This window comes from Janthinobacterium aestuarii, from assembly GCF_051380835.1.
GTDB classification, from domain to species: Bacteria; Pseudomonadota; Gammaproteobacteria; order Burkholderiales; family Burkholderiaceae_D; genus Janthinobacterium; species Janthinobacterium aestuarii.
In genome coordinates this window covers 1-16124 of record NZ_JBNYXU010000016.1, presented here as the reverse complement: position 1 = coordinate 16124, position 16124 = coordinate 1, and the positions used below count along the sequence as shown (strand labels likewise).

The following is a 16124-nucleotide window of genomic DNA, read 5'->3' as shown; positions in this document are numbered from 1 at the left end:
CGTGAAACAACTTTGCGCCGATGATAGTGCTGCAACCAGTGTGAAAGTAGGTTATCGTCAGGCTTGTTATTCGAAAAAACCCCTTCCGGTGATCCGGTTGGGGTTTTTTTACGTCTGTTGGTTTTGTTTGGTGCTGTCGGCTTACGCGCGCAGTGACACAAATACGTGTTGCAGCTGTTCCAAATTGATACATGGGCGGCCGGATGTGGGGCATATACGCATGGCATGGCATTTGCTCTTCTTGGGTATTCACTAAAAAACCAAGGAGACCAGCATGACCTATTCCATTCGTACCCTGCTCGGCGTTGCGGCCGCCGGCGCCGTTGCCCTGACTTCCCTGCTGACCTTGCCGCATGCCTATGCGCATGGCAACGTCACGCCGCAAGGCGTCGACACCACCGGCTTGCCCAAGGTGGGCGACAAGTGGCTCGAGCAAAACCCGTATCGGGGCAACAAGCTGGCCTTGACGGTGGGCACATCGGCCTACAACCAGAATTGCGCCCGCTGCCACGGCATCGAAGCCATCTCGGGCGGCATCGCGCCGGACTTGCGCCAGCTCGACCGCGATTGTTTCAGTATCAAGAATGAGACAAAGAAACAGGCTTGCTACAAGGAGACGGACAATTACTATTTGACCACTATCCGTCACGGTAAAGTGCGCAATGGCGCCGTGTACATGCCGCCGTTCGAAGGCGTGTTCAACCAGGAAGCCATGTGGGCCATCAAGACCTATCTGGAAACCCGCCGCGAATCCAACTAAGCCACACTGATCACGAAGGAGTGTCATGCGTTCATTTCAACTCCGGGGCGTGCGCGCGATGATCTCGCTCGCTTGCCTGGCGCTGTGCGCAGCCGCGCCGGCGCACGCCGACTGGCAGAAAGTGCAACAGTCGGGCAGCCTGAAAGTGGCTGTATATAACGAGTTCGCGCCGTTTTCCGACAAGGGTGTAGGGATCGATATCGACATCGCCGAAGCGCTGGCGAAAAAGCTGGGGCTGAAACTGAGTTTGCTGCCATTTCCCGCCGGCGAAAATCTGAACGACGATTTGCGCAATATGGTGTGGAAGGGGCATTACCTCGGTTATGGCCCCGCCGATGTGATGCTGCATGTGCCGGTCGACAAGAAGTTGATGGCGGATAACGATAAGGTCGAGATCTTCGCACCGTACTACGTGGAAACCGTGCGCCTGGTGCGCAGCGCGCAAGCCGTGCCGCAATTCGACGGTGTCGCTTCGCTGGCCGGCAAGCGTATCGGCGTGGAAAAGGTGTCGATCGCGGCCATGCTGATGCTGGGCGAAGACAATGGCAAATACCGCGACGACGTGCGCATCTTCGATACGGCTGCGGAAGCCTTGCAGCAATTGCAGGCAGGCAAGCTCGACGCCGTGCTGGCGAATCGTTCGGAAATCGAATCGGCGCTGAAAAGCGATCCTGCTTTCCCCTTGAGCGAAGTGGCGTTCGCCCGCTTGCCGCGTGCCGGCTGGGCCGTGGGCCTGGCCGTCAGCCGCCAGCAGCTCGACGTGGCCAAGCTGCTGCAGGCAGCCATGAACGAGATGGCGGCCAGCGGTGAACTGAAAACCATCTTTGAAAAGTATGGCGTGAAGGAAGCGCGGCCCTGAAGTGGCTTGCTTGAGTTTACAAGCCCGCGCATCGGAAGATGTGCGGGCTTTATTGTCATAAGAACGCCTGAAAAATGTTCAGGGCAAGGCGCATTGCCGCAGGCAGTACGAATAGTACGACCAGGCAATGCAACGCGGCCATGGACTTTTTCTCAGGTGTTCTTAAAACGAGTATTGGGCGCTGACACCCAGCAGCCAGTTACGTCCCGGCGCCGCCTCGTAGTAGCGCTTGTTGCTGTCGCCGACGATGACGGAGCCCACGTAGGTTTTGTCGAAAAGATTGTTCAGCCGAGCAAATTCCTTGAAGCGCCAGTTCCCCACGTTTTGTTTGGCGTTGAAGCGCGCATTGAACACTGTGTAGCCGGGCGCCGGTTTTTCGATGTTGCTGTCTTCCGCGTAGACCTGGTTGCTGGCCACGCTTTCCAGCGCTGCGCCAAAGCGGTCGAGCGTATCTTTCCACGCCAGTTCCGCGAACAGGTTGGCGCTGGGCACGCCAGGCAAACGGCTGCCTTCGCGCACGCTGCCAAACGCCTGGTCATACACGGCGTGCAGGCTGGTCAGTGCTACTTTTGCCGTGAAACCATATGGCAAGTTCGATTCCAGCGACACTTCCATACCCTGGCGCAAGGTTTTACCTGCATTGCGATAGCTGGTGCGCCCACCGCTGGACTTGTCGACCACCAATTCGTCGTTGGTTTTGATCTGGAACACGGCCGCGTTTACGTGGGTGTTGTTGGCGATTCTGGCCTTGATGCCTGCTTCCAGGTTGGTGCTGGTGGCCGGTTTCAGCTGGTAATTGAAACCGCCACCCGTGCCCGAGTAAAACAGTTCGTTCAAGGTGGGCGCCTCAAAACCGCGCGCGGCGCTGGCGTACACGTTGACGTTCGGCGTCAGTTTATACAGCAGGCCCAGCACCGGTGTCGTGTGGCTGAACTCCAGGCTGCCGCTGTCGTTGCCATTGCTGAAATAGTGGTCGTTGACCGACACTTTCATCTTGCTGTAGCGCACACCTGCGCTGAGCAGCCACGGTCCGCTCTGCCATTCCATCTGGAGATACGGATCGAGGCTGGAGACGACGTCCTGCTCGTCGCGGCGCAGCTTGCCTTTCACGCCAAACGTGTTGCCGATGTAATTTTCATAGCCGGTGCGGTCATCGCTGGAGCGGCCGTAATCGATGCCGATGGTGGTGCTCAGCTTGCCGCCGGCCAGCTGGTTCACGTGCAGCCAGTTGGTATCGATGCCGTAGAACTCACGCTGGAAGTCGACCACGCCGCCTGAATGGCTGGGCGGTGCCTGGAAGCCTTTGGTAAACGCCTGGTACTGGATCACGTCGCGGTTGCCGCCATACACCATCACATGCAGGCGGTCGTCGCCGAATGATTGCTCGAAGGTGGCGCCGATTTGCTGGTGGTCGATACTCTTGCGCGTGTTGTAGCGCTCGGCCAAGGTGGGTTTCGGACCTTGCGTAACGGTCGTGTCGATTTCGCCGGCGCGCGGGTCGCGGGCAAACGTGGGCCAGGTGACGCCCAGCGGATCTTGCGTGTTGCCTTGGTGCAGGCTGTTGGCGACGATGGTCAGCTTGCTGTCCGCCGTCGGCTTGACGGTGATCTTGCCGAAGGCTTGTTCGCGCGTGGCGGCGCTGTGGTCGCGGAAGCCGTCCGTGCGGAAGCGGGAGCCGTCGAGCACGTAGCCGATGCCGCCTGTCTGGCCTTGCGCTGTCAAGTCCACTTTGTTGGTGCCGTAGCTGCCGCCCACCACATTCAATTCGACGGACGGGGGATTTTGCCCATCCTTGGAAAACAGCTGGATCACGCCGCCCGAGTGGTTGCCGTAGATGGCAGAAAACGGTCCGCGCAGCACTTCGATGCGCTCGGCAGTATCGAGGTTGAAGGTGGCGGCCTGGCCTTGGCCGTCCGGCATGCTGGCAGGAATGCCATCGCTGATCAGTTTTACGCCGCGCACGCCGAAGGCCGAGCGTGCGCCGAAGCCGCGCGACGAGATCTGCAAGTCTTGCGCATAGTTCTGGCGGTTTTGCACGACCAGGCCCGGCACGGCGGCCAGCGCTTCTGACGCGTTGACGCGGATTTGGCCATCCTGGATGCGGGCGCTGTCGACGACGTCGATTGAGGCCGGCACTTCCTGGCTGGGGTGGGCGATGCGGCTGCCGCTGACGACCACCGTGTCCATAATTTGCCCGCCCGGATCTGCGGCCTCGGCGGCGAAAGCGTGGGGGGCGAGGGTAGCGCTGCCGGCGACAAACAGGCTGGCGATGGTGTTCAGGCGGAAACGGTGCTGCATGCGGATTCTCCAATGTGAATAAAAGCCTGCTTTGGTCGCGTGCGCGGCGCAGGTCTGCATAGTTGTATCAAGCAATATGCCTGCCATGTCTCCATTGGTGGGCTGAAATTATACGCGTGTCAGTGGCACGGCGTTTGCATACAGCAATGTTCAGATGCGCCGATGCCGCGCGCTTTTCCTGTGTTTTGCCATCGAAAGGTGATTATGCCCAACTTCTTCTCGCGCTTGCGCCAGGTGTGCTGGCTGCTGTCTGCGCTCGCCAGCAGCGCCCTCCAGGCCGCTCCATTTGCTTATGTTCCCAATGAAAAATCGGGCACCTTGAGCGTGATCGACACGGCGACCGACCAGGTAGTGCGCCAGATTGCAGCCGGCAAGCGTCCGCGCGGCATCGCCGCCGACCCCACCGGGCGGCAATTGTTTGTCACGGACGCCGCCAGCAGCGCCTTGCTGCTGATCGATAACGTTGGCGACGCGCCCCTGCGCACGGTGATGCTGGGCAAGTCGCCCGAAGGCGTCAGCGCCTCGCAAGATGGTGGTCATGTGGCCGTGGCCGTCGAGGAAAACAATAGCGTGACCTTGCTCGATGGCCATACCGGTAGCTTGCTCGCCGATATCAAGGTGCAGGGACGCAACCCGGAACATGCCGTCTTCAGCCCCGATGGGCGCTGGCTGCTGGTCAGCGCGGAAGAGGCCGAGCAAGTTGATGTCATCGATGTGGCGCAACGCCGCCAGGTCGCGTCCATCGCCGTGGGGCTGCGGCCGCGCGGCATCGGTTTCAGTCCGGACTCGGGCCGCGCCTACGTGGCGTGCGAACTGGTCAATGCCGTCTACGTCATCGACATGGCCGCGCGCAAGGCGATTGCCACCATTCCTGCAGGCAAGAATGCGAATGGCATCGTGGTCCATCCCGGCGGCAAGCGGGTGTATGTCTCGAACGGTATCGATGGCACGGTGATGGTGATCGACACGGCCAGCAACGAAGTGACGGCCACCATTCCCGTCGGCAAGCGCCCATGGAACATGGCCATCACGCCCGATGGTGCCAAGCTGTATGTGGCCAATGGCCGCTCGAACAGCGTTTCCGTCATCGACACGGCCAGCGCGCGCAAGGTGGCCGATATTGCTGTAGGTGAATTGCCATGGGGCGTGGTGATTCGTTGATTTCTTGGTGGCACAGAGCAGGTGTTCCAGTCTGGTACACCTGTTCCATTGTGCAGCGGCGCAGAGGAGATGCCGCAGGGCTGGCCCGGATTGGAACAGGACGCCGCCACCTTGTTCAAAACGCAAACAGACCCACGCCTGTCACCCAAGCCGGTGCATGTGCTGAAAAGTGCACCGGTATTGATGTTACGCCCTTGTAACAGGGGTAAAAGCGGCTAAGTTTGTAGTGGGATGGCGAGCTGGCACGGCATTTGCGGAAGACTCCGTGTACTCACCCCATCTGTACCAGGACGTTTGATTTTAATTACAGCAATTCCATTCTAATTAACCCGATAGAGGACGACATGAATCTCGCAGACATCAGCAAACTGGGCGTAGCCAATCCCTTCAAACAACGCTATGACAATTACATCGGCGGCAAATTCGTTGCCCCAGTGAAAGGTGAATACTTTCCCAACATCACGCCGATCACGGGCTTGCCATTTTGCGAAATCGCCCGTTCCACGGCGGAAGACGTCGAGCTGGCCTTGGACGCGGCCCATGCCGCCAAGGATGCCTGGGGCAAGACGTCGCCTGCCGAGCGCGCCAATATCCTGAACCGCATCGCCGACCGCATCGAACAGAACCTGAGCCTGATCGCCACCGCGGAAACCATCGACAACGGCAAGCCGATCCGCGAAACGATGAACGCCGACATTCCGCTGGCCATCGACCATTTCCGTTATTTTGCCGGTTGCATCCGCGCGCAGGAAGGTTCCGTCGCGCAAATCGATGCGGAAACCTATGCCTACCACTACCACGAGCCGCTCGGCGTCGTGGGCCAGATCATCCCGTGGAATTTCCCGATTTTGATGGCTGTGTGGAAACTGGCGCCAGCCCTGGCCGCCGGCAATTGCGTCGTCCTCAAACCGGCCGAGCAGACCCCGGCGTCTATCATGGTGTTGATCGAGCTGATCGGCGACCTGCTGCCGCCGGGCGTGCTGAACATCATCAACGGTTTCGGGCTGGAAGCGGGCAAGCCGCTGGCCTCGAGTAAGCGCATTGCCAAGATCGCCTTCACGGGCGAAACGGGCACGGGCCGCTTGATCATGGGTTATGCCGCGCAAAACCTGATTCCCGTCACCCTGGAGCTGGGCGGCAAGTCGCCGAACATCTTCTTTGAAGACGTGATGGATGCCGACGATGAGTATTTCGACAAATGCCTGGAAGGTTTTGCCATGTTCGCGCTGAACCAGGGCGAGGTGTGCACCTGCCCATCGCGCGTGCTGATCCAGGAATCGATCTACGAAAAATTCATCGAACGCGCCCTGAAGCGCGTGGCCGCCATCAAGCAGGGTAATCCGCTCGATTCGTCCACCATGATCGGCGCGCAGGCGTCGCAGGAGCAGCTGGAGAAAATTCTGTCCTATCTCGACATCGGCCGCCAGGAAGGCGCCGAAGTGCTGGCCGGCGGCGAGCGCAACACGCAGCCGGGCGACCTGGAAGGCGGCTACTACGTGCGTCCGACCGTGTTCAAGGGCAACAACAAGATGCGCATCTTCCAGGAAGAAATCTTTGGACCGGTCGTGTCCGTCACCACTTTCAAGGATGAGGCCGACGCGCTGGCGATTGCCAACGATACCTTGTACGGCCTGGGCGCCGGCTTGTGGACGCGCGATGGTTCGCGCGCCTTCCGCATGGGACGCGCCATCCAGGCGGGTCGCGTGTGGACCAATTGCTACCACCTGTATCCGGCCCACGCCGCGTTCGGCGGCTACAAGCAATCGGGTATCGGCCGCGAAAATCACAAGATGATGCTTGATCACTACCAGCAAACGAAGAACTTGCTGGTCAGCTATAGCCCGAAAGCGCTGGGCTTCTTCTAAACCGGTACACGCACCGCGCCTGTCGTCCAGGCGCGGTGCGCAGAAAGGGATGCCATGAGTGCAGCAATTGCCCGGGTGGTCGCCACCGATGCGGCGCTGGAAATGATGGACAAGTTGCGCCAGCGTCACGGCCCGCTGATGTTTTTCCAGTCGGGCGGTTGCTGCGACGGCAGCGCGCCCATGTGCTACGCGCTGGGCGAGTTCGATGTCAGCGATACCGATATCTATCTCGGCAATTTGAATGGCACACCGTTCTACATGGGACTCGAGCAATTCGAGTACTGGGAGCATACCCAGTTGATTATCGATGTGGTTGATGGCAATGGCGGCATGTTTTCACTCGACAACGGCACGGGCAAGCGCTTTTTGACGCGCTCGCGCCTGTTCACCGATGAAGAGTGCGCCTTGCTGCATGCCCAGCCGCATGAACACCGCAAGACTTGACACACATACTAATAAAACAGAGGGAGATGATTGTGCAGAAAAAAATCATGGGGATCGTCATCGGTTTCGGTTTGAGTTTGGCATCGCTGGCCCAAGGGGCTGACGTGGGCAATGTCACCAATGCCATGCTCGACAGCACGGCGAAGAATCCAGCCAGCGTCCTGTCGTTCGGCATGGGCACGCAGGGCCAGCGCTATTCGCCGTTGACGCAGATCAATGACAAGACCGTGGCCAAGCTGGTGCCGGCCTGGTCGTTCTCGTTTGGCGGCGAAAAACAGCGTGGCCAGGAATCGCAGCCGCTGATTCACAACGGCAAGATGTTCGTTACGGCATCGTATTCGCGCATCTTTGCCGTCGACTTGAAAACGGGCGCTAAGCTGTGGAAATATGAGCATCGCTTGCCGGACGGCATCATGCCCTGCTGCGACGTGGTCAACCGCGGTGCGGCCCTGTACGGCAACCTGGTGATTTTCGGCACGCTCGACGCCTATCTCGTGGCGCTGGACCAGAACACGGGCAAGATCGTCTGGAAAGAGAAAGTCGACGATTATGCAGCCGGCTACTCGATGACGGCCGCGCCGCTGATCGCCGAAGGCTTGCTGCTGACTGGCGTGTCGGGGGGCGAATTCGGCATCGTCGGCCGGGTCGAAGCGCGCAACCCCATGACGGGCGACCTCGTGTGGAGCCGCCCGACGGTAGAGGGCCATATGGGCCACCGCTACGACAAGGATGGCAAGGCCATCGACAATGGCGTGTCCGGCACCGCGAACAAGACCTGGCCCGGCGACCTGTGGAAAACGGGCGGCGCCTCGACGTGGATGGGCGGCACCTACGATCCGCAAACCAAGCTCGCCTACTTTGGCACGGGCAACCCGGCGCCATGGAACAGCCATTTGCGTCCCGGCGACAATCTGTACTCGTCGTCCACCGTGGCGCTCGACGTGAAAACGGGGCAGATCAAGTGGGCGTATCAGAACACGCCGAACGACGCCTGGGATTTCGACGGCGCCAACGAATTCGTCACCTTCGACATGGATGGCAAGCGCTACGGCGGCAAGGCCGACCGCAACGGTTTCTTCTATGTGATCGACGCCAACACGGGCAAGCTGCAGAACGCCTTCCCGTTTGTGAAGAAAATCACCTGGGCCAGCAGCATCGACCTGAAGACGGGCCGGCCGAACTTCATCGCCGCCGGCCGCCCCGGCGACCCGACCAAGGGAGAGGAAGGCAAGAAGGGCACGACCGTGTTTGCCGCGCCCGCTTTCCTCGGCGCCAAAAACCAGATGCCGATGGCCTACTCGCCGCAAACCAAGCTGTTCTACGTGCCGGCGAACGAATGGGGCATGGATATCTGGAACGAGCCGATCAGCTACAAGAAGGGCGGCGCTTTCCTCGGTGCCGGTTTCACCATCAAGCCCCTGTTTGACGACTATATCGGCGCCATGCGCGCCGTCGATCCGAAGACGGGCAAGATCGTCTGGGAAATCAAGAACAACGCGCCGCTGTGGGGCGGCGTGATGAGCACGGCCGGTAACCTGGTGTTCTACGGCACGCCGGAAGGCTTCCTGAAAGCCGTCGATGCGAAGACGGGCAAGGAGCTGTGGAAATTCCAGACGGGCTCCGGCGTCGTGGCGCCGCCCGTCACGTGGCAGGATGGCGACACGCAATATGTGGCCGTCGTATCAGGCTGGGGTGGCGCAGTGCCGCTGTGGGGCGGCGAAGTGGCGAAGAAGGTCAATTTCCTGGAACAGGGCGGTTCCGTGTGGGTCTTCAAGCTGGCATCGAAGTAACGGGGTGAAGCACCCGGGCCACACGGATGGGTGTCTCCCTGTCCGCCGGGTGTTTTCTTTTTGCTGACGGCCCAGGCCGTCAGTTTTTTGTTTACCTGGATGGCCGATACGCATACTTGCGGTCAAAAAATGAACACTGTCAGTGGCGATTGATCCGCCGCTGCACACGTTCAATACGCTTTTTTTCTTTCTCCCTCTGAGGCTTGCTGGGCACGCTTATTGCCAAAGCTTGAGGTACATCAATCACTGGTGTGCACACTAAAAACAGAGAAGAAAGAGGAGAAGAAATGAACACATGGATCAAGCTGGGGAGCCTCGGTGTCATGACAATCGCAGCGGTGGGGCAGGCGCAAGCCGTCGATATCAAAGCTGGCGACTGGACCGTGTCGGTGGGTGGCATCGTCAACGCCTATTACACGCAGGTATCGTGTTCGGGCGATGCGGTGGGTGGGCTGGCGGTGGGCGGCCAGGCGCTCGGTTGCGGCGGAGAGAAGGACCGCACCACCATCGGCAACGGCTTGCTGCCCAACGGCTTGATCACCTCGGCGAGCTCGCGGCTGGGCGAGTACGACGTGAAAGCCTTGATCGGCATCTATAACTCGACGGCGACGGACAGCGCCATCAGCCAGAACAGCGTGGTCGACGTGCGCCAGGCCTTCTTCACGTTTGGCAATGAGCAGATGGGCACGTTCAAGCTGGGCCGCGACTACGGCATCTTCGGCGCGAACGCAATCCTGTCCGACATGACCTTGCTGGGCTCGGGCGCGCCGGTGCAGGCGACGCAGCGGGGCCGCGTGACCCTTGGCCATATCGGCGCCGGCTATACCTATCTGGGCAACTATGGCCAGATCATGTACAGCTCGCCGAAGTCGGGCGGCATTGGCGTCGATGTGGCGTTGGTCAGTCCCGTCTCCGATACGCCCATCGTGGCAGGCTCGACCTATTCTTCAAAGTCGAGTCCGCAAGTGCAGGCGCAGCTGACGTATGCGCAGGAAGGGTTGAAAGCCTGGCTCGGCGTGAAGTCGCAAAAATTCACCTCGAAAACGCCGGGTGTCGATGACCTGACCATGCGCGGCGTGGAAGTGGGCGGCTCGTACCAGATGGGCCCGGCTGGCGTGCTGGTCAACTTCCAGGGCGGCAAGGGACTCGGTATCTTGTCCGATGCGGACCAGGGCAATACCAAGTCGAAGAACTGGCTGCTGCAAGGCACGTATAAAACGACGGACAAGCTGAAGCTGGGCTTGTCCTACGGCATCAGCAAGAACGACGACAACACGGCCGGCACGGGCGGCTTGAAGTCGAACGCCAACCTGACTCTGGGCGCGTACTACTCGCTCAACAGCGCGATCACCCTGGTGGGCGAGCTGGGCCAGACGCGTTCGAAAGGTTTTGCCGGCGGCGAAGCGAAGATGAATGGCGTGTCCCTGGGCGGCATTATTTTCTTCTAACTCAACAACGCGGCGCCTTGCGACAGGGCGCCGCACGGAGCACCATGCATGCGGATAATGCGCTTGTTCATAGCCTGCTGGCTATTCCTGTTTATCCTGGGGCAGGCGTGGGCCGGTGTGCTCACCAAGGCCGAACTGGCGCGGCGCTTTCCTGCCCCCATCGTCGTGGGCGACAAGGAAACCGATTTGCCCGTCTGGCCCTTGTTCCGCCAAAACGCCACGGCGACCGAACTGGTCGGCTACGTTTTTGAATCGGTGGACTTGGCGCCTATTCCCGGCTTTTCCGGCGTGCCCGTCAATCTGCTGATCGCCATCGATCCGAAGGGCAGCTTTCTCGACGTCGCCGTGCTGTCGCAGCACGAGCCCGTGTTTCTCGATGGTCTCGGTGAAGCGCCCTTGTTTCAGTTCGTCAAACAGTACCAGGGCTTGTCGCTGAAACAGAATATCGCCATCGATGCCAGGACGAAACGCGCACCGGACGCCACCCATGCCGATATCGATGGCGTGTCGAAGGCCACGGCTTCCGTGCGCATCATCAACCAGAGCGTGCTGGCCTCGGCCTTGAAAGTGTCGCGCAAAAAACTCGGCTTCGCGCAAGGCCGCGACCCCGACCAGATTGCCCGCATCCGCATGGAGGTATTCGAGAAACTCAGCATGGCGCAGATGCTCGATCAAGGCTTGATCCAGCATGTGCGCTTGAGCAACAAGGACGTGGAAACCTTGTTTGCGGGCAGTCCCGGAGCCGGACTCGAACCGGAAGCCGTACGCGACCCGGACGGCGTGTTCATCGACCTGTACCTGGCGTATGTGTCCGTGCCCACGGTGGGACGCAATCTGTTGACGGAACGCAGCTGGAACAAATTGCGCAACCGGCTTGACGAGGGCGACCATGCCATCCTCATCATGTCACGCGGGCGCTACAGCGTGCTGGGCGACGATTTCGTGCGCGGCACCGTCCCCGACCGGCTGTTGCTGAAGCAGGATGGCTTGCCCATCGACATGCGCGACCTGGACCTGGAGTTGAGCTTGTCCGATGCGGGGCCATTGCCGACGGAAAATATCGCCGCACTGCGCATCATCAGCCAGGCGGGGCTCGATGCGGCCAGCCCGCTGGCGTTCACGCTACCGATCACGCGCAACAAGGGCATCGTGTATCCGGAACGTGTCGCGCGCAACGTCGATGCCAGCTACCGCCTGCCAGCCGATTTTTATACGGCGCCGCAAGGCGACGATGCTAGCTGGCGCGGCACGTGGAAGAACCGCAAGGCTGAGTTGCTGCTTTTGCTGGCCGGGCTGGCGCTGCTGGCCGGCGCATTGGCGTGGCAGAAACGCCTGGTGCGCGATGGCCGCCAATTTGCGTGGTTTCGCCGTCTGTTTCTGGTGTTTACCATTGGCTTCATCGGCTATTACGCGCAGGGGCAGTTATCGATCGTCAATATCACTGGCGCACTCCAGGCGCTGCTTGCGGGGCGCAGCCTGGGCTTTTTCCTGTTCGATCCGATGACGGTGATCCTGTGGGCGTTCGTGCTGCTCAGCCTGCTTGTATGGGGACGCGGCACGTTTTGCGGCTGGCTGTGCCCGTTTGGAGCGCTGCAGGAATTCACGGGCAAGCTGGGCCAGTGGCTGCGCTTGCCTCAGTGGAAGATCAAGCCGCGCCTCGACGGGCGCTTGAAATGGATCAAATATGGCTTGCTGGCGGCCATTCTCGGCAGCAGCCTGTTTTCCAGCCAGATCACGGACAAGCTGGTCGAGCTGGAACCGTTCAAGACGGCCATCACCCTGAATTTCGTGCGCGCCTGGCCGTTTGTTGCGTATGCCGTGGGTTTGCTGCTGCTCAGCAGCATTTCCTATAAATTCTTTTGCCGCTACCTGTGCCCGTTTGGTGCGGCGCTGGCGTTGCTGGGACGGCTTCGCTTGTTCAACTGGATTCCCCGCCGCAAGGAATGTGGAGCGCCGTGCCAGACTTGCCGCCACCGTTGCGAACATCACGCCATCGCGCCGAGCGGGAAAGTCGATTACGACGAGTGTTTCCAGTGCATGGATTGCGTGGTGATTTACGCCAGCGATGAAAAATGCGCACCCTTGATGCTGGAAATCAAGCGTGCCCGCACGATACCCATAGGCCGGGCCACGGCAGAGGAGAGCAGCAATGCAGCGTAGAACGTTTATTTCCGCAGCGATAGGCAGCGTGGCCGGCATGGCGGGCTTGTCTTTGCCGGGCAGTATGGCGCGCGGCACGGCCACGGCCTCCGGCGTGCGATCTTATCAAGGCGCAGCGTTGGCGTTTGGCACGACGATCGCCGTTACCGTGTTGCACCACGATCAGCGCCAGGCCGAGCTGGCCATCGAGGATGCCTTGCACGCAGCCAGGAATATCGACCGCCTGATGAGCATTTACAGTCCCGCCAGCCAAGTCTTCCAGCTGAACCGTGACGGCCGCCTGGCCCGGCCGGACCCCCATCTGCTGGCGGTGCTGGCGCAGGCGCAAACCTTGTCGCAATGGAGCGATGGGGCGTTTGATATCACGGTGCAACCTTTATGGCAGCTGTTTCGCTCGGTGGCAGACCAGGCCGGCTTGCCTGCGGAAGCATTGCGGCGCGAAGCGCAGACGCGGGTCGGCTGGCGGCAACTGGCGTGGGACAAACGCGAAGTGCGTTTCCTGCAGCCCGGCATGGCGCTGACCTTGAATGGCCTGGCGCAAGGTTACGCGGCGGACATGGCGCTGGCGGCCGTGCAGGCGCGCGGCATACGGCACGCGTTGCTGGACACGGGCGAATTCGTTGCGCGCGGACAGCGTTCCGTGCGCCGCCCGTGGACCTTGGGCATCCAGGATCCGCGCGACGCAGAAATCCTGGCGGCCACCTTGAAAGTGGAAGGGCGCAGCGTGGCCACGTCGGGCGACTACGAGTGCACGTTCACGCCCGACTTCGTGCATCACCACATCTTCGACCCTTCGAAGGGCGATTCGCCGCGCGAACTGGCCAGCGTGACGGTGCTGGCGTCCACGGGCTTGCTGGCCGATGGCCTGTCGACGACCTTCATGGTGACGGGCGCGGCGCGTGCGCATGCGATGGCCGCGCGGATGGACGGGGTTGACTTGATGACCATCGACAAGCAGGGGCGGCGCGAGATGTCGCCCGGCTTTTCCCGTCTGCTCTAGCTTATTTCAGATGTGGCACCTTGCGATAGATCGTGTTGCGCGACACGCCCAGGGCCCGCGCCGTGGCCGAGACGTTGCCGCCGTGGGCATCGAGCGACTTGAGAATGACGCTTTGCTCCATCTCTTCCAGATTGGCGCCGGCCGCGATCATCCGGTCCGTGCTGGCGCTGGCGGCAGTCGCTTGCGTCATTTCAATATCGTCGAGGAAATCGTCGGGCATGTGGCGCAAACAGATTTCGTGTTCATCGCCTGCCATGACGATGGCCGTGCGCAACAGATTGGTCAGCTGGCGGAAGTTCCCCGGCCATTTATGCTGGTGGAACAGGCGCAGGATGTCCGGCGCCACCGTGTAGCGCGTATCGGGCGCTTCCGTCGCGAGGATTTTTTTCACGACCGTGTCCAGGTCCGTGCGCTCGCGCAGCGGCGGCAGTTTGACCACCAGGCCATTCAGGCGGTAATACAAGTCTTCGCGGAACAGCCCCTTGGCCATGCGTTCGCGCAAGTTGTGATTCGTCGCGCAAATGAGTTCCACATTGACGGTGATCGATTTGCTGCTGCCCAGCGGGGTGACCATGCGTTCCTGCAACACGCGCAACAGGCGCGCCTGCAAACCAAACGGCATGTCGCCGATTTCATCGAGGAACAGGGTGCCGCCATTGGCTTGCAATATCTTGCCGATGGCGCCCTTCTTGCGCGCGCCCGTAAACGCCCCGTCTTCATAGCCGAACAGTTCGGACTCGATCAGGGTTTCCGGGATCGAGGCGCAGTTGACGGCGATAAACGGCCCCATGGCCCGTGGCGAATCGTTGTGGATGGCTTGCGCCAGCAATTCCTTGCCCGTGCCCGTTTCGCCCATGACGAGGATGGGGATATCGCGTCCCAATACCTTGTTGACCTTTTCGATCACCAGTTCCAGCTGCGGATCGCCCGTGCGCAGGTAGCGCAGGCCGGACAGGCGGCGTGCCGCGTTGGCCGCATGGCTGGCCGGCGCGGGAACCTGCGCCGGGGCGGCGTTGATATCGCTATGGTCGGTGCTGGCAGCAAAGCCATGCTGGAAGGCACTATTGGCTAACCGCAACTGCGCGCGCCCATACACGCGTACGCCACTGTGCATGCACAGGTTCAGCAAACCGGGTGAGGCCGTGCGGTAATGGTCGTACAGGGCGGACACGGGCAAGCCGAACAGGGAGCTGAACGTGTGCGATTGCAGCGCGGCAAATGACAGGCCCAGCTGGAACAAGCCATTCTTGTTGGCCGATAAGAACCGTCCGCCCGGGGTGAACGAGGCGATGCCTTCCATCAAGGTGCCGATGAATTCGGGGCGCGCGTGGAAGTGCACGGTGATGGCGTCTTCAAAGGTGGCGGAAAAAAGCTGATTTTCGATCATCAGCGCCGACATGCGCACGAGGGCCATCGTATGCTTGTGGAAACTGCGCTGGTCGCTCGAGACGTCCAGCACGCCGATGACGTTGCCCCGGTGGTCGGTGATGGGTGCCGCAGAGCACGTGAGGAAATGATTGGCGGCCAGGTAATGCTGGTCCGCATGGACCAATGTCGGTACTTTTTCCGTGATGGCCGTCCCGATGGCATTCGTGCCGCGGCTTTGTTCCGACCACGCCACGCCCGGCTGCAGGGCGACGCGGTTGGCTTTCTCCAGAAAATCATCGTCGCCCAGCGAGTGCACGATGACGCCGTTGGCGTCCGTCAAGATCACCATATTGTGGGTGTTGACGATTTGCTGGTACAGGGTTTCCATGGCGGGCAGCGCGTGCGTGTGCAGCAAGCGGTTTTGCTCGATCAGCAAGGACAGGTCGGATTTGCCGGCCGGCGTAAAGTCGGGCGTGGCTGTGGGCGACAGGCCAAAGGCGACTGAGCGCTGATGGGACGTTTCTATGATGACGGGAACGTTGTCCTGTCCTGCCGGTGTGATGTTCGCGTCCGCGATGGACGAAAACGGTGCGCTACGGTAAGTAGCTGACGGTTGATACATGATCTCGTTGCCTCCGTTGGGCCCTGTACTGCGGCGCTCTTTTGAATATCGAGAGTGTTCCATAATGTAGCACCTGTCACAGATGGGAGCAAAGCAAAGCGAACCGGGCTATCCCCAGTGTTGCTGCCAGACCCAGAGTTGCTCTCATCAGTGGACGGTGCGAATGTTTATATAAGCAAGTGCGGTGCCAGGGCCGTTTCGCAGGGCGGAAAAATAGCGCTTGCGGGGCGCGCGGGGCTTGGCTATAATTCGCCCCCTCGCTGAACGACGCATGCAAATGCAGAGTAAAGCAGGGTGAAAAAAGAAGGTTGACGAAATGCTGCAAACGCTTCATACTCTTCCTTCTTCG

At 60.5% G+C, this 16124-nt stretch carries 11 protein-coding genes; 9 read left to right on the top strand and 2 right to left on the bottom strand.

The genetic code is table 11. The features are described 5' to 3' along the window. The first annotated feature begins 274 nt into the window (after window positions 1–274). Together pedF and ACQ4WO_RS27880 are read left to right on the top strand one after the other, a co-directional pair. Window positions 275–760 (top strand): cytochrome c-550 PedF, encoded by a 486-nt coding sequence (gene pedF / locus ACQ4WO_RS27885; RefSeq protein ID WP_128140523.1) that lies wholly within the window; start codon window positions 275–277, stop codon window positions 758–760. 25 nt (window positions 761–785) lie between these two features. Next, on the top strand, window positions 786–1619 hold the full coding sequence (locus tag ACQ4WO_RS27880; protein WP_436484114.1) for a substrate-binding periplasmic protein: 834 nt from the start codon (window positions 786–788) through the stop codon (window positions 1617–1619). 162 nt (window positions 1620–1781) lie between these two features. On the opposite strand, the gene ACQ4WO_RS27875 is transcribed toward ACQ4WO_RS27880, so the two are convergent. Next, window positions 1782–3917, bottom strand: a complete 2136-nt coding sequence (locus ACQ4WO_RS27875; protein ID WP_436484113.1) for a TonB-dependent receptor family protein — start codon at window positions 3915–3917, stop codon at window positions 1782–1784. A 204-nt stretch (window positions 3918–4121) separates the two neighbouring features. Between ACQ4WO_RS27875 and ACQ4WO_RS27870 the strand changes: the two genes are divergently transcribed. The 7 genes from ACQ4WO_RS27870 (at window position 4122) to ACQ4WO_RS27840 (ending at window position 13785) form a co-directional block, all read left to right on the top strand. Next, entirely contained in the window at window positions 4122–5078 is a 957-nt protein-coding gene (locus tag ACQ4WO_RS27870) for a beta-propeller fold lactonase family protein (RefSeq protein WP_436484112.1), read from the top strand. A 344-nt stretch (window positions 5079–5422) separates the two neighbouring features. Beyond that, the gene (adh, locus tag ACQ4WO_RS27865; RefSeq protein WP_436484111.1) at window positions 5423–6943 is read left to right on the top strand and encodes an aldehyde dehydrogenase; all 1521 of its coding nucleotides are present in this window, start codon (window positions 5423–5425) and stop codon (window positions 6941–6943) included. A 54-nt stretch (window positions 6944–6997) separates the two neighbouring features. Next, window positions 6998–7387 carry a DUF779 domain-containing protein gene (locus ACQ4WO_RS27860; protein WP_034756816.1) on the top strand — a complete coding sequence of 130 codons (390 nt, stop codon included), beginning with the start codon at window positions 6998–7000 and terminating at the stop codon, window positions 7385–7387. Window positions 7388–7434: 47 nt separating this feature from the next. Then, window positions 7435–9177, top strand: coding sequence for a PQQ-dependent methanol/ethanol family dehydrogenase (locus tag ACQ4WO_RS27855; protein WP_436484115.1), 1743 nt, complete (start codon window positions 7435–7437; stop codon window positions 9175–9177). A 287-nt stretch (window positions 9178–9464) separates the two neighbouring features. Further along, a complete protein-coding gene (locus tag ACQ4WO_RS27850; protein WP_436484110.1) occupies window positions 9465–10625 on the top strand; it encodes a porin in 1161 nt (386 codons plus the stop codon). A 57-nt stretch (window positions 10626–10682) separates the two neighbouring features. After that, on the top strand, window positions 10683–12785 hold the full coding sequence (locus tag ACQ4WO_RS27845; RefSeq protein ID WP_436484109.1) for a 4Fe-4S binding protein: 2103 nt from the start codon (window positions 10683–10685) through the stop codon (window positions 12783–12785). After that, complete coding sequence (locus tag ACQ4WO_RS27840) at window positions 12775–13785, top strand: FAD:protein FMN transferase (RefSeq protein WP_436484108.1); 1011 nt, start codon at window positions 12775–12777, stop codon at window positions 13783–13785. The genes ACQ4WO_RS27845 and ACQ4WO_RS27840 overlap by 11 nt, the downstream gene beginning before the upstream one ends. 1 nt (window position 13786) lies before the next feature. Here ACQ4WO_RS27840 and ACQ4WO_RS27835 read toward each other — a convergent pair whose 3' ends face one another. After that, window positions 13787–15775: a sigma-54-dependent Fis family transcriptional regulator gene (locus ACQ4WO_RS27835; RefSeq protein ID WP_436484107.1), complete on the bottom strand. Its 1989-nt coding sequence runs from the start codon at window positions 15773–15775 to the stop codon at window positions 13787–13789. Window positions 15776–16124: the final 349 nt, after the last annotated feature.

Excerpts from the sequence above, each read along its gene's own strand:
- ACQ4WO_RS27850 (WP_436484110.1), top strand. The coding sequence starts at position 9,465 with ATGAACACATGGATCAAGCTGGGGAGCCTCGGTGTCATGACAATCGCA.
- ACQ4WO_RS27855 (WP_436484115.1), top strand. The coding sequence starts at position 7,435 with ATGGGGATCGTCATCGGTTTCGGTTTGAGTTTGGCATCGCTGGCCCAA.
- ACQ4WO_RS27880 (WP_436484114.1), top strand. The coding sequence starts at position 786 with ATGCGTTCATTTCAACTCCGGGGCGTGCGCGCGATGATCTCGCTCGCT.
- ACQ4WO_RS27845 (WP_436484109.1), top strand. The coding sequence starts at position 10,683 with ATGCGCTTGTTCATAGCCTGCTGGCTATTCCTGTTTATCCTGGGGCAG.
- pedF (WP_128140523.1), top strand. The coding sequence starts at position 275 with ATGACCTATTCCATTCGTACCCTGCTCGGCGTTGCGGCCGCCGGCGCC.
- adh (WP_436484111.1), top strand. The coding sequence starts at position 5,423 with ATGAATCTCGCAGACATCAGCAAACTGGGCGTAGCCAATCCCTTCAAA.
- ACQ4WO_RS27875 (WP_436484113.1), bottom strand. The coding sequence starts at position 3,917 with ATGCAGCACCGTTTCCGCCTGAACACCATCGCCAGCCTGTTTGTCGCC.
- ACQ4WO_RS27870 (WP_436484112.1), top strand. The coding sequence starts at position 4,122 with ATGCCCAACTTCTTCTCGCGCTTGCGCCAGGTGTGCTGGCTGCTGTCT.
- ACQ4WO_RS27860 (WP_034756816.1), top strand. The coding sequence starts at position 6,998 with ATGAGTGCAGCAATTGCCCGGGTGGTCGCCACCGATGCGGCGCTGGAA.
- ACQ4WO_RS27840 (WP_436484108.1), top strand. The coding sequence starts at position 12,775 with ATGCAGCGTAGAACGTTTATTTCCGCAGCGATAGGCAGCGTGGCCGGC.
- ACQ4WO_RS27835 (WP_436484107.1), bottom strand. The coding sequence starts at position 15,775 with ATGTATCAACCGTCAGCTACTTACCGTAGCGCACCGTTTTCGTCCATC.